The sequence below is a fragment of the Streptomyces sp. NPDC001700 genome (assembly GCF_053596435.1).
Genome location: NZ_JBSFGE010000004.1, coordinates 170,842 through 183,228, shown reverse-complemented (window position 1 = coordinate 183,228; position 12,387 = coordinate 170,842). Strand labels below are relative to the sequence as shown.

The following is a 12,387-nucleotide window of genomic DNA, read 5'->3' as shown; positions in this document are numbered from 1 at the left end:
CCGCGCTCGGCGGAGCGCGGCCGCACCCACCTCCGGCTCGCGGCGCTACTTCAGTTCGACCTGGAACACCTTGTCCGCGCCGTCCGCCTCGCCGCCGTTGTTGTCGGCGTTCGTCGTGGACAGCCACAGCGTGTTCTTGCCGGGCACCGTCTCGACGGTGCGCAGCCGCCCGTACGAGCTGGTGTAGTACGCCTTCGGGGTGCCCGCGCTCGTCCCGTCGACCGGGATCTGCCACAGCCGCTCGCCCCGGAGCGCCGCCATGTAGAGCGCGCCGTCGGCGTAGGTGACCCCGCTGGGCGAGGCCTCGCCGACCGACCACTGGCGCTTGGGGCTGGTCATCCCGGAGGTGGAGCAGCTGCCCTCACAGGTGGGCCAGCCGTAGTTCTTGCCCGCCTCGATGAGGTTGAGTTCGTCGTACGTGCTGTTGCCCAGCTCCGCTTCCCACAGGCGGCCCTGCGCGTCCCAGGTGAGACCCTGCGGGTTGCGGTGGCCGAGGGAGTAGACGAGGGTGCCGAACGGGTTGCCGGGGGCGGCCTTGCCGTCGGTGGTCATCCGCAGGATCTTGCCGTTGAGCGAGTTCTTGTTCTGCGCGTTGCTGGATGTCTGCGCGTCCCCGGTGGTGGCGTACAGATAGCCGTCCGGGCCGAACTTGAGGCGTCCGCCATTGTGGTACTTGTTCTTGGCGATGCCGGTGACGATCGCCTTGTAGCCGCTCAGCGAGGAACCGTCGTAGGTCATGCGGGCGATCCGGTTGCCGTCCGACGCCGTGTGCATGATGTAGACGTAGTGATCGGTGTTCCAGTTCGGCGAGACCGCGAGGCCCATCAGCCCGCCCTCGCCACTGGTGGTCACCACATTGGGCACCGTGCCCACCGACGTCTTGGTGCCCGACTGGGTGAGCTTGAAGAGTTTGAACGAGTCCCGCTCGCTGATCAGCGCCGAGCCGTCCGGCAGCCAGCTCAGCCCCCAGGGGATCGACCAGCCGGACGAGACGGTCTTGATGGACGAAGGGGCCGAAGTGGCGGAATCGGCCCCGGCCGGTGCGGCGTTGCCCGCGCCCGCCTGGGCGAGCAGCAGCCCGGCGGTGAGCGCGGTGGTGGCGGCCGCGGCCGCCAGGGTGTTCCGAGGGCTCTTCATCGCGTGTCCTCCTACTGGAGCTTGTACGCCTTGAAGTTGCGGGTGAGCAGGTACGTGGTCTGGAGGTTGCCGCTGTTCAGGCTCCGGTAGATGCCCCACTTGGGCCGCAGATAGTTCTTGCCGCGCCACAGGTCCAGGCCGGTGCGCTTGTGCGCGGCGACCTTCTTTCCGTCGGCGGTGGTCACGGACCAGTCGGCGTACGCGCCCGAGTCGGCCGCCTTGACCTCGACCGACACATCGCTCCAGGCGCCCTGGAGCGGCGACATGTTCGCGGCCCCGGCCTCGGTCAGGTTCTCGGCGTCGTCCGAGGTCCGGATCTCGACCTTCGGGCCGTCGTCGTGCTGGTGCAGCGACATGGTGAACAGCGGGGCGGCCACGTCCCCGACCTTGATCTGCATGATGTGGGTGAAGCTCGTCGTCGCGTCCAGCGTGTCCGGTACGTACATCTGGTACTGGATGCGCCAGGTCTCGTTCTTGAGGATCTTGACGGCGGAGCCGTCCTGCTTCATGCCCCGGACCTCGTTGCGCTGGCGGTCGGTGCTGGTGTCGACGTCCTTGGGGTAGTGCATGTCCGTCCGGAAACCGCCCTGGGAGGGGTAGATGTGGGTGGTTCCGGGGTGGGAGTCGGCGCGGTCGTCCTCGGCGCCTTCGAAGGCGCTGGCGACACTGGCTCCGGCCGCCGGGTTCCACTTGAGGCTCCAGGCCGCGGCCGGTGCCTGCGGGGAGCGCTCGGTGCCGTAGGCGACCGCGGCCGGAGCGATCAGCGCGGCGGTGGCCGCGAGGGTGAGGGCGGTGCGCGGTAAGAGCGGTGGGCGCTCCATCAAGGATTCTCCTGTCTGATCCTTGTTCACATCGGGGGACTGTGAAGGTAGGAGGTGTGCCCTCATGAGTCAAGGAATGGTGTGGACCAGGAAGGGGGTCGCTCCGGGTTCTCACTGTCTGAACCCCGCGACTACCTGCATATTCCGCTTGTTTAGCTGAATCGTGCACCCCATGCATCTCACGAGAGATCGGAGGATTTTGACTGCACGCTTATTGACCGGGCACCGACAGACCGTGACGCTGCATCAGGAACGTCACCGCCACGCGCCCGAGAAGGAGCTGCCACATGGCCCGATGGACGCGTCTGCGCCTCGCCGCCGCCACCGCGGCCGGGGCGTGCGCGCTCGCCACGCTGCCCGCCGCCGCCACCGCGGCCCCCGCCGCTCCCCGGACGTACGACGTACGCGACTACGGGGCCACCGGCGACGGCACGACCCTGGACGACGACGCCATCGACCGGGCCATCGACGCGGCCGCCGCCGGACCCGGCCGAGGCACCGTGCTGTTCCCGCCCGGCACGTACAAGTCCCGCACCCTCCACCTCAAGAGCGACATCACCCTGCACCTCGCCAAGGGCGCGACCCTGCTCGCCGCCGCCGGGGGCATGGACGAGGCCGAGCCCAATCCCTGGGACGCGTACCAGGACTTCGGCCACAGCCACTTCCACAACGCGCTGCTGACGGGCGAGAACATCCACCACCTCGCCATCACCGGCTCCGGCACCCTCGACGGCGAGGGCCTGGGCACCAGCAACACCCTGGAGCCGGGCGTCGGCGACAAGATCCTCTCCCTCAAGCGCTGCTCCGACCTGGACATCAAGGACGTCACCTTCACCCGGGGCGGCCACTTCGCGCTGCTGCTCAACGGCTGCGACGGCGTACGGATGACCCGCACCAAGGTGCTCACCAGCACCGACCGGGACGCCGTCAACCTCATCAACAGCCGCCATGTCGACATCGGCCACTCCCGCATCGAGGGGCGGGACGACGGTGTGGTCCTCAAGAGCGACTACGCGCTCGGCCGGACGTACACCAGCCATGACATCCGGGTCCATGACTCCGATGTGCTCTCCACCGAGAACAACGCCCTCCAGTTCGGCTCGGAGACCTGCGGCGACTTCCGCGACATCCGCTTCGACCGGCTCCGGATCGGCGGCGGGGGCAAGGCGGCCATCGGCATCGTCTCCATGGACGGCGCCGACATCCATGATGTCCGCTACTCGGACATCACCATGACCAAGGGCGCCACGCCCGTCTTCATCAAGATCGGCGACCGTAAGCGCTGCCCCGGCGCCCCGCCCGCCGGACGCATCCACGACATCGCCTTCGACAACGTCACCGGCACCGCCCTGACCCACCCGGTGACCGGCGTCGACTACACCAGCACCATCACCGGAGCGCCCGGCGCGGACGTCGAGGACATCACCTTCAACCGGGTGCGGCTGACCGTGCCCGGCGGCCACCCCGCCTCCGACGCGGAGCTGGTCCCCGGCGAATTCCTCACCGACTACGTCCCCAAGACCTATGGAGTGCGCCCCTCCTACGGCTGGTGGATCCGGCACGCCAAGGACATCACCTTCACCGACAGCGCCGTCCGGACCGACACCAACGACGACCGGCCCGCGTTCATCGCGGACGACGGGGCGGCCGTCACCCTGGACCGGGTCACCGCCCAGCGCGGCACCGCCAGCCCGTACGACGTGGGCTTCAGCGCGGTCACCGGGCCCGTCGTCCGGAACAGCACCACCACCGACGGCGAGGCGCTGCGGATCAGAACCACCCCCTGACTCCTCGCGACCGACCGACCCGACCCATCCATCGGAAACCGGAAGGCAGGTCACACCATGAACGAGACCGTGCGGCAGACCCCCACCACGGCGGACCGGACCCCGCCCGCACCGGAAGCCACCGCCTGGCAGACCCCCGACTACGTGGTCGTCGAGACCGCGCTGGAGGTCACCGCCTACTCGCTGAACGCCCGCTGACGGAGCAGCCGAGCGTGTGCCCCGGACATCCCGGGGCACACGCCCAACCGGAGCCGACGGGATGGTGATCGAGTGATGACCCCGAGCCTTGAAGAGCGGCTGCGCGCCGTCGCCCAGGAGCGCTACCACGACCGGCACCCCTTCAACCTCCGTATGCACGCGGGCGACCTCACCCCCGCCGAACTGCGCCGCTGGATCCTCAACCGCTTCCACTACCAGCGCCACATCCCCGTCAAGGACGCGCTCATCACCGCCAAGCTGGACACCCCACGGCTGCGCCGGATGTGGTTGCGCCGCATCCAGGACCACGACGGCGCGGCCGACGGCGAGGGCGGTATCGAGCGGTGGTTACGGCTCGGCGAGGCCGCGGGCATCGACCGGGAACGGCTGCAGACCGGCGCCGACGTGCTGCCCGGCGTACGGCTCGCGGTCGACGGCTACGTCAACTTCTGCCGCCTGGGCACCCCGCTGGAGGCCGTCGCCGCCTCGCTGACCGAACTGTCCGCGCCCGGCATCATGCGCACCCGCATCGAGGCGTTCGAACGCCACTACCCGTGGATCGAGCGCGACGGGCTCCGCTACTTCCGGGACCGGGTGAGCCAGGGCAGCCGGGACAGCGCCGAAGCCCTCGATCTCGTACTGACCTGGGCCCGCACCCCCGAGGACGAGGAGCGGGCCGTCGCGGCGCTGACCTTCAAATGCGAGGTGCTGTGGTCCCTGCTGGACGCCGTGGACCACGCCGACACCAAAGACGCGGGCGCATGAGTGCCCCGGCCGTCTGGCGGCCCGCCCTCGCCCCTGCCGTGCGTCTGCGCCACGACCGGGTGCGGGAAGTGGACCTGCTGGTGCTGCCCGAGCGCGTCGTGGTCCTGCGCGGCACCGCCGGAACCGTACTGCGGCTGTGCGACGGCGCCCACGACCTCGACGCCATCGTGGCCGAACTCGCCGAGCGCTTCCCCGGCGCCCCCGTGGACACCGAAGTCCCCGCGTTCCTGGACCGGATGCACGAGGAGGGCTGGCTACGGTGACCACGACGCCGCCGGGTACGGCAGCCCCCGGGCCCCGCCCCTGGGCGCTGCTCGCCGAGCTGACCCACGGCTGCCCGCTGCACTGCCCCTACTGCTCCAACCCGCTCCAACTCGTGCGCCCCTCCCGCGAACTGAGCTGCGAGGAGTGGGGCCGGGTGCTGCGCCAGGCGGCGGATCTCGGCGTCGTCCACACCCATCTGTCCGGCGGCGAGCCGCTGTTGCGCCGGGACCTGGAGCCGATCGTCGACGCCGCCGTGTCCGCCGGGCTCTACACCCAGCTCGTCACCAGCGGCGTCGGGCTGGACGAGGCCCGGCTGACGGCACTGACCGGGGCCGGGCTGCACAGCGTCCAGCTCTCCGTCCAGCACGCCGACCCCGCCGCCTCCGACCGGATCGCCGGATACCGCTCGTTCGCCGCCAAGGAGCGGGCCGCCGCCCTGGTACGGGAGGCGGGGCTGCCGCTGGGCGTCAACGTCGTCCTGCACCGCGACAACCTCGACGCGCTCGACGGCATCATCGAACTGGCCGTGTCCTGGGGCGCCGACCGCGTCGAACTCGCCAACACCCAGTTCTACGGCTGGGCCCTGCGCAACCGCGCCGCCCTGCTGCCCACCCGCGACCAGCTCGCCCGGGCCCGGGAGGGCGTCGCGCGCTGGCGCGAGAAGCTCGGGCGCCGCACCGAGCTGGTGTGGGTCCTCCCGGACTACTTCGAGGGCGTCGCCAAGCCCTGCATGGGCGGCTGGGGCGCGGTCTCGCTCACCGTCGCGCCCGACGGCACCGTCCTGCCCTGCCCCGCCGCGGCCGCCCTGCCCGGCCTCGACCCGCCGAACGTCCGCGATCACGGGCTGGAGTGGATCTGGGACCACTCCACCGCCTTCAACCGCTACCGGGGCGAGGAGTGGATGGCCGAACCCTGTCGTAGCTGCGCCCACCGCGCCGAGGACTTCGGCGGCTGCCGCTGCCAGGCGTACGCGCTCACCGGGGACGCCGCCCGCACCGACCCGGCCTGCTCCCTCTCACCCGATCATGGCCTGATCCGTACGCTCACCGGCCCCGCCGCGGCCGCCGAACCCCCGCCCACGGGCTATACGTACCGCGGGTACGGGAGGGGGTGAGACCGCCCGGGTTTGGCGCAACCGTCCCCGCTTCCGTAAAGTTCGGCCGTTAACCAGGGAGAACAGAACCAGAAAGCGGCAGCGGCGATGACGGTGACTGACGACGGCCCGGCGCAGCAGACGGAGGCCGGGCAGCCGGGGTCCGAGGAGCACCCCGGGGCCCAGGCGCCCCATACCGACGAGCCCGGTATCGACCCCGAGCGCCTGGCGACCTGCCTGAGCGTCCTGGAGGAGCTGGACCGGCTGCCGGTCGACCACCCCGACGCCATCACGGTGCGCCGGGCCACCGCCGGTATCTACCGCACCGTGAAGCAGCGCAGGCGCTCGGAGCGCCGGGCCGCCAAGACCGCCAACGACAAGGCGGTGACCGAGGCGACCGCCACCGGCGCCGCCGACCGCATCGATGACGAGACGCTGGGCCGCGCCCTCGCCAGCTCGGTCACCACCGAGATCGCGGGCATCCTGGACCGCCCCCGCTCCTGCTACGTGTGCAAGACGCGGTACGTCGAGGTCGACGCGTTCTACCACCAGCTCTGCCGTGGCTGCGCCGCCGACAACCGGGCCCGCCGCGACGCCCGCGCCGACCTCACCGGCCGCCGGGCGCTGCTCACCGGCGGCCGCGCCAAGATCGGCATGTACATCGCGCTGCGGCTGCTGCGCGACGGCGCCCACACCACCGTCACCACCCGCTTCCCGAACGACGCCATCCGCCGCTTCACGGCGATGCCGGACAGCGCCGAGTGGCTGCACCGGCTGAAGATCGTCGGCATCGATCTGCGCGACCCCGCCCAGGTCATCGCGCTGACCGACGAGGTGAGCGCCGCCGGGCCGCTGGACATCCTGATCAACAACGCCGCGCAGACCGTGCGCCGCACCCCGCAGGCCTACGCCGAGCTGATAGCGGGCGAGTCGGCGCCGCTGCCCGCCGGGGAGCTGCCCGAGGCGGTCGTCCTCGGCGCCTTCGGCAGCGGCTCCCAGACCGCGCTGCCCGGCCCGCGCGCGGAGCGGGACGGCGCGCTGACCCCCCAGGACCTCACCGCCCTCGCCCTCACCAGCGGCTCCGCCTCGCCCGCCCGGATCGAGGCGGGCACCGCGATCGACGCGGGCGGGCTCGTCCCGGACCTCGACCCCACCAACACCTGGATCCAGCGGGTCCACGAGGTGGACCCGGTCGAGATGCTGGAGGTGCAGCTGTGCAACGAGACGGCGCCCTTCATCCTGGTCAGCCGACTGCGCCCGGCGATGGCCGCCGCGCCCGCCCGGCGGAAGTACGTGGTGAACGTGTCCGCGATGGAGGGCAAGTTCGGCCGTGGCTACAAGGGCGCGGGCCATCCGCACACCAACATGGCCAAGGCCGCGCTCAACATGCTCACCCGCACCAGCGCCCGTGAGATGTTCGAGTCCGACGCCATCCTCATGACGGCCGTCGATACCGGCTGGATCACCGACGAGCGCCCGCACCCGGACAAGATGCGGCTCGCGGCCGACGGCTTCCACGCCCCGCTCGACCTGGTGGACGGCGCGGCCCGGGTCTACGACCCGATCGTCCGGGGCGAGCAGGGCGAGGACCTGTTCGGCTGCTTCCTCAAGGACTACGCGCCGACCACCTGGTAGATGCCTCAGGCCTTCGCGCTCGTCCCGCCCGCCGCCGGGAGGCGGCGGCGGACGGCGCGCTTCCAGCGGCGGACCGTACGGCGGTAGCGGGCCCGCAGCCGGACCCGGGCGCGCTCCCAGGAGCGCGCGAACCGGCTCGACGCCAGCTCCTCGAAGAGCCGCTCATAGCGCTCGGCGATCGGCTCCGGGTCGTACATCCGCGCGCTCTCCAGCGCCGCCGCGGCCATCGCGCGGCGGCCCGGCGCGTCGTCGATCAGGTCCAGCAGCGCCTGCGCCATCGCCTGCCTGTCGCCCACCGGTACGAGGCGGCCGGTCACCCCGTCCTCGATGATCTCGGCGGGGCCGAGCGGGCAGTCCGTGCTCACCACCGGCACCCCGCAGCGCATGGCCTCCACGATCGTCATCCCGAACGACTCGGCGTCCGAGGCGACCGCGACGATCGACGCCTTCGCGAACTCCTCCTCGATCGGCGAGTACGGCCCCATCAGCTCGGCGCTCCCGGTCAGCCCCAGCTCCTCGACGCGCTGCTGCAGCCGCTCCTTCCGGGCGCCGCCGCCGTAGATCCGCAGCCGCCAGTCCGGATGCTTCGGCGCGACCTCCGCGAACGCGTCGATCAGCAGGTCGAAGCGCTTGCCGCGGACCAGCCGCCCGGCCGCCGCGATCACCGGCGCGGTGCCCTGGGAGGGCTCGGCGGCCGGTTCGGGGACGCTGTTGGGTATCGCGAGCGTCCGCGCCCCCGGCAGCGGCATCTTCTTCCGGTACACCGCCGCGTCCGCCTCCGTCGTGGTGACCACGGCGTCCAGCCTGCGGTAGTACGGCGTCAGCTCGGCCCGCAACTGCTTGCTGTGCGCCTCGAACCGCAGATGCTCCTGCGCGATGCGCAGCGCCTTCCGCGGGGCGAAGCGGGCGAGGTAGACATTGATGCCCGGCCGGGTGCCGACGATCACATCGGCGTCGCAGCCCTCCAGATACCGGGCGACCCGTACGTCCATCAGCCGGTTGTACTGGTGGTTCCGCTTCTCGTGGACGGGAAAGTCCCGGGTCGGCTCGGCGAACAGCGGATCCCGCGCGTCCAGGCCGCCCGGGCGCGTGTCGACCAGCGGCACCAGCTTCACCCGCGGGTCGAGAGTGAAGCGCGCCTTCCCGCGATGGCGCATCATCGACACGATCTCCACCTCGTGGCGCTCCGCGAGCGCCGCGGCGAGGTTCAGCGTGGTGCGTATCGTTCCGCCGATCCCATAGGCGTTGTGCAGCAGGAATACGATCTTCATGCGGTGTCTCTCCGGCCGGTGGCAACACCGGGGCGCGATCCCCCCGGAACGTACTGGGTACCCTGTCCCGGCTCGGTAAGCCCGTCGCGTGGATAAGGTGAGAGCCGGGTAAGAACCGCAGCTCCGGGGGGACGCGGGTGATCGTTCCCGGGCCTTGGCAGACTCGTCCTGTGACCAACACCGTGCTGCTCGCCGAGGACGACCGTGCCATCCGCCATGCGCTGGAGCGTGCCCTGACGCTGGAGGGATACCGGGTGACCGCGGTGCCGGACGGCGTCGAGGCCCTGGCGGCCATCCACCGTGAGCATCCGGACGTGATCGTGCTGGACGTGATGATGCCGGGCGTGGACGGCATCCAGGTGTGCCGGGTGCTGCGCGCCGAGGGCGACCGTACCCCGATCCTCATGCTCACCGCGCGGGTCGAGACCGCCGACCGGATCGAGGGGCTGGACGCGGGCGCCGACGACTACGTGGCCAAGCCGTTCGAGGTCGAGGAGGTCTTCGCCCGGCTGCGCGCCCTGCTGCGCCGCGCCGCGCCCATACCGGAGCCCGCGGCGGAGGGCGCCGCCTTCGACGCCACCCTGGCCGTCGCCGACCTGCGGCTCGACCCCTCGGCGCGCCGGGTGTGGCGGGGTACGGCGGAGCTGGAGCTGACCCGCACCGAATTCGACCTGCTGGAGCTGCTGGCCCGCAACGCGGGCATCGTCCTCGACCATGCCACGATCTACTCTCGCATCTGGGGCTACGACTTCGGCCCCGGATCGAAGAACCTGGCCGTCTACATCGGCTACCTGCGCCGCAAGGTCGACCAGGACGGGCGCACCCCGCTCATCCACACGGTGCGCGGCGTCGGCTACACCCTGCGGGAGGAGTGAACGGTGCGCCTCGGCCCCCGCCGCAACCCCAGCCTCCACACCACCTTCGCGCTCTCCTTCGCGGCGCTGGCGTCCGTGGTGACCCTCCTGGTGGGCTTCCTCAGCTACGACGCCGCGGCCGGGCTGGTGCGGGTCGACCAGAAGTCCGCGTTCAACGACGTCATCCGCGATCTGCGCACCCAGGTCCAGGGCCAGAAGGTGATCCTGCGGCAGTACCCCTCCGAGGTCCCGGTGCCCTACGGGCTCCGCGACGACCTGCGCCGGATCAGCCGCATGGACGTCCAGGTGCTCGGCGGCCGGGGCGCCGTGTACGACGAGGGCAAGCCCGCGCTGCCGGTCGGCGACGAGGACCAGGAGATGGCCGCGGCCACCACCGCGGGCATCCTGCGGCAGCGCAACATCGCCATCGGCGAGGACGAGTACCGCATGGCCACCGTCGCGCTCGGCGACCACCGGGGCGCCGTGCAAGTGGCCCAGCAGATCAGCGACACCGAGGATCTGCTGCGGGAACTCCAGAAGCGCACCGCGCTGTTCGTCGTCGCCATCATCGGGGCCGCCGGGGTGGCCGGGTGGTGGCTCGCCGGACGCATCACCCGCAGGCTGGTACGGCTCACCCGGGTCGCCGAAGGCGTGGCGGCCACCGGCCGGATGGAGGTGGCGGTCCCGGTCACCGGGGACGACGAAGTGGGGCGGCTGGGCCGGGCGTTCGACGGCATGCTCGGGCGGCTCGCCCGCTCCAAGGACGACCAGCGGCGCCTCGTCCAGGACGCCGGACACGAACTGCGCACCCCGCTCACCTCGCTGCGCACCAACATCTCGCTGCTGAGCCACTTCGAGAAGCTGCCGCCCGCCGCGCGCGACGAACTGCTCGCCGATCTGGCGGGGGAGACCCGGGAGCTGACCGACCTCGTCAACGAGCTGGTGGACCTGGCGGCCGGTCAGCGGGACGACGAACCGCGCACCGAGGTGTCGTTGGACGAGGTCGCCGCCAAGGCCGCCTCCCTCGCCCGCCGCCGCACCGGCCGGGAGATCACCGTACGGGTCAAGGGCGACACCCTCGTCGAGGGCCACCCGGCCGCCCTGCTGCGCGCGGTCTCCAACCTGGTGGAGAACGCGGCCAAGTTCGACCAGGACGGCACCGAGCCGGTCGAGGTCGTGGTGAGCGGGCACCGGGTCGAAGTACGCGACCGGGGGCCCGGCATCGCGGAGGAGGACCGGACGCGGCTCTTCGACCGCTTCTACCGCGCCCCGGGCGCCCGCAGCCTGCCCGGCTCCGGGCTTGGCCTGGCCATCGTGCACGAGGTCGCCCTCGCGCACGGCGGCACGGTCTTCGCCCGCCCGCGCCCCGGCGGCGGCGCGGTGCTGGGCTTCACGGTGGACGGCCCCGAAGAGCCGTGAGCTGGCCTGTCGGGGACGCGTGGATTACGGTTTGCGGGCGACTCCGGCCCACATGTTGATGTCCGCGCTGCGGATCTCGTCCGGGCGGTCGCCCGGGTCCGGCTTCCAGGCGTGCGGCTCCGAGACGCCCGGCTCGACCAGCTCAAGACCGTCGAAGAACGCCGCGACCTCGCTCTGGCTACGGGTCGTGAAGGATATGCCGCTCTCCTTGTACACGGCGATCACCTTCTGCCACGTCTCCGCGTGGAAGTCGGCCGTGGAGTGCGTCAGCATCAGATAGCTGCCCGGGGCGAGGGCGTCCATCAGCTCCTTGACGATCTCGTACGGCTTCTCCTCCTCCGGAATGAAGTGGAAGAGCGCGTTCACCGACAGCGCGACCGGCTTGCTCAGGTCGAGCGTCTCGTGCAGCTCGGTGGCCGTCATGATCCGCCGGGGCTCGCGCACATCGGCCTGCACGTACGCGGTGCGCCCCTCGGGGGTGCCGCGCAGCAGGGCCTGGGCGTAGGCGAGCACGATGGGGTCGTAGTCGGTGTAGACGACCCGGGCCTCCGGGGCGACGCTCTGGGCGACCTGGTGGAGGTTCGGTTCGGTGGGGATGCCGGTCCCGATGTCCAGGAACTGCCGGATGCCCGCCTCGGCGGCCAGCCAGCGCGTCGCCCGGTGGATGAAGCCGCGGTTGACGGTGGCGTTGAGCCGGACGGTCGGGTAGACCGACAGGACCTTTCCGGCGGCCTCCGCGTCGACCTCGTAGTGGTCCTTGCCGTTGAGATAGAAGTCGTACATCCGAGCCGGGTGCGGCTTGGTGGTGTCGATCTGCTGGTCCGGGGCGAGTCCGTAGTCGGTCACGCCGCCCTCCGTTCCGGTGCGGTACCCGCCGAGGTGGTCAGGTTGGGGTCGGGTCGGGTGAGAAGGAAGTCCGCGGCACCGGCCTTGGCGCCCTGGATGAACCTCTCCATTTCGTGGTGCGTGTAGATCAGGGCGGGGCCGTCGGGGTCCGTCGACTGACGCAGGGCGATCCGCCCGTCGTGCAGCCGCAGGGCCTCCACGCACGCACCGCCGTTGGGTCCGCTCCAGGGCTTGCGCCAGCCTTCCGTCGCCAGACGGGTGGCGGGCATGCCGTTGTAAACGTGTTCCTGATCCACA

General features: G+C 71.4%; 13 protein-coding genes. 8 read left to right on the top strand and 5 right to left on the bottom strand.

The genetic code is table 11. From position 1 onward, the window contains the following. Positions 1-45: 45 nt before the first annotated feature. Positions 46-1,137, bottom strand: a complete 1,092-nt coding sequence (locus ACWC5C_RS09265; protein ID WP_385439687.1) for a PQQ-dependent sugar dehydrogenase — start codon at positions 1,135-1,137, stop codon at positions 46-48. A gap of 11 nt (positions 1,138-1,148) precedes the next feature. After that, positions 1,149-1,958: a hypothetical protein gene (locus tag ACWC5C_RS09260; RefSeq protein WP_385439686.1), complete on the bottom strand. Its 810-nt coding sequence runs from the start codon at positions 1,956-1,958 to the stop codon at positions 1,149-1,151. Between the two features lie 287 nt (positions 1,959-2,245). Between ACWC5C_RS09260 and ACWC5C_RS09255 the strand changes: the two genes are divergently transcribed. The 6 genes from ACWC5C_RS09255 (at position 2,246) to ACWC5C_RS09230 (ending at position 7,700) form a co-directional block, all read left to right on the top strand. Then, positions 2,246-3,745 carry a glycoside hydrolase family 28 protein gene (locus ACWC5C_RS09255; RefSeq protein WP_450874837.1) on the top strand — a complete coding sequence of 500 codons (1,500 nt, stop codon included), beginning with the start codon at positions 2,246-2,248 and terminating at the stop codon, positions 3,743-3,745. A 57-nt stretch (positions 3,746-3,802) separates the two neighbouring features. Next, positions 3,803-3,943, top strand: coding sequence for a pyrroloquinoline quinone precursor peptide PqqA (gene pqqA, locus ACWC5C_RS09250; RefSeq protein ID WP_450874836.1), 141 nt, complete (start codon positions 3,803-3,805; stop codon positions 3,941-3,943). Positions 3,944-4,018: 75 nt separating this feature from the next. Further along, positions 4,019-4,708: a pyrroloquinoline-quinone synthase PqqC gene (gene pqqC, locus ACWC5C_RS09245; RefSeq protein ID WP_450874835.1), complete on the top strand. Its 690-nt coding sequence runs from the start codon at positions 4,019-4,021 to the stop codon at positions 4,706-4,708. Beyond that, a complete protein-coding gene (gene pqqD, locus ACWC5C_RS09240; RefSeq protein WP_450874834.1) occupies positions 4,705-4,971 on the top strand; it encodes a pyrroloquinoline quinone biosynthesis peptide chaperone PqqD in 267 nt (88 codons plus the stop codon). Before pqqC ends, pqqD begins: the two co-directional genes overlap by 4 nt. Then, on the top strand, positions 4,959-6,086 hold the full coding sequence (pqqE, locus tag ACWC5C_RS09235; RefSeq protein WP_450875137.1) for a pyrroloquinoline quinone biosynthesis protein PqqE: 1,128 nt from the start codon (positions 4,959-4,961) through the stop codon (positions 6,084-6,086). Before pqqD ends, pqqE begins: the two co-directional genes overlap by 13 nt. Positions 6,087-6,173: 87 nt before the next feature. After that, positions 6,174-7,700 carry an SDR family NAD(P)-dependent oxidoreductase gene (locus tag ACWC5C_RS09230; protein WP_450874833.1) on the top strand — a complete coding sequence of 509 codons (1,527 nt, stop codon included), beginning with the start codon at positions 6,174-6,176 and terminating at the stop codon, positions 7,698-7,700. 5 nt (positions 7,701-7,705) lie between these two features. Here the strand turns inward: ACWC5C_RS09230 and ACWC5C_RS09225 are convergent, their stop codons facing one another. Beyond that, positions 7,706-8,971, bottom strand: coding sequence for a glycosyltransferase family 4 protein (locus ACWC5C_RS09225; RefSeq protein ID WP_450874832.1), 1,266 nt, complete (start codon positions 8,969-8,971; stop codon positions 7,706-7,708). A 170-nt stretch (positions 8,972-9,141) separates the two neighbouring features. On the opposite strand from ACWC5C_RS09225, the gene ACWC5C_RS09220 reads away from it, so the two are divergent. Continuing rightward, a complete protein-coding gene (locus tag ACWC5C_RS09220; protein WP_385439667.1) occupies positions 9,142-9,846 on the top strand; it encodes a response regulator transcription factor in 705 nt (234 codons plus the stop codon). Between the two features lie 3 nt (positions 9,847-9,849). Next, the gene (locus tag ACWC5C_RS09215; RefSeq protein ID WP_450874831.1) at positions 9,850-11,244 is read left to right on the top strand and encodes an ATP-binding protein; all 1,395 of its coding nucleotides are present in this window, start codon (positions 9,850-9,852) and stop codon (positions 11,242-11,244) included. Between the two features lie 24 nt (positions 11,245-11,268). Here ACWC5C_RS09215 and ACWC5C_RS09210 read toward each other — a convergent pair whose 3' ends face one another. Both ACWC5C_RS09210 and ACWC5C_RS09205 read right to left on the bottom strand, forming a co-directional pair. Then, positions 11,269-12,090 carry an SAM-dependent methyltransferase gene (locus ACWC5C_RS09210; protein ID WP_450874830.1) on the bottom strand — a complete coding sequence of 274 codons (822 nt, stop codon included), beginning with the start codon at positions 12,088-12,090 and terminating at the stop codon, positions 11,269-11,271. Then, on the bottom strand, positions 12,087-12,386 hold the full coding sequence (locus ACWC5C_RS09205) for a DUF397 domain-containing protein (RefSeq protein WP_385439659.1): 300 nt from the start codon (positions 12,384-12,386) through the stop codon (positions 12,087-12,089). Before ACWC5C_RS09205 ends, ACWC5C_RS09210 begins: the two co-directional genes overlap by 4 nt. Position 12,387: the final 1 nt, after the last annotated feature.

Bases quoted from the DNA above. Each gene is read 5' to 3' on its own strand.
- ACWC5C_RS09265 (WP_385439687.1), bottom strand. From the start codon at position 1,137: ATGAAGAGCCCTCGGAACACCCTGGCGGCCGCGGCCGCCACCACCGCG.
- ACWC5C_RS09260 (WP_385439686.1), bottom strand. From the start codon at position 1,958: ATGGAGCGCCCACCGCTCTTACCGCGCACCGCCCTCACCCTCGCGGCC.
- ACWC5C_RS09255 (WP_450874837.1), top strand. From the start codon at position 2,246: ATGGCCCGATGGACGCGTCTGCGCCTCGCCGCCGCCACCGCGGCCGGG.
- pqqA (WP_450874836.1), top strand. From the start codon at position 3,803: ATGAACGAGACCGTGCGGCAGACCCCCACCACGGCGGACCGGACCCCG.
- pqqC (WP_450874835.1), top strand. From the start codon at position 4,019: ATGACCCCGAGCCTTGAAGAGCGGCTGCGCGCCGTCGCCCAGGAGCGC.
- pqqD (WP_450874834.1), top strand. From the start codon at position 4,705: ATGAGTGCCCCGGCCGTCTGGCGGCCCGCCCTCGCCCCTGCCGTGCGT.
- ACWC5C_RS09230 (WP_450874833.1), top strand. From the start codon at position 6,174: ATGACGGTGACTGACGACGGCCCGGCGCAGCAGACGGAGGCCGGGCAG.
- ACWC5C_RS09225 (WP_450874832.1), bottom strand. From the start codon at position 8,971: ATGAAGATCGTATTCCTGCTGCACAACGCCTATGGGATCGGCGGAACG.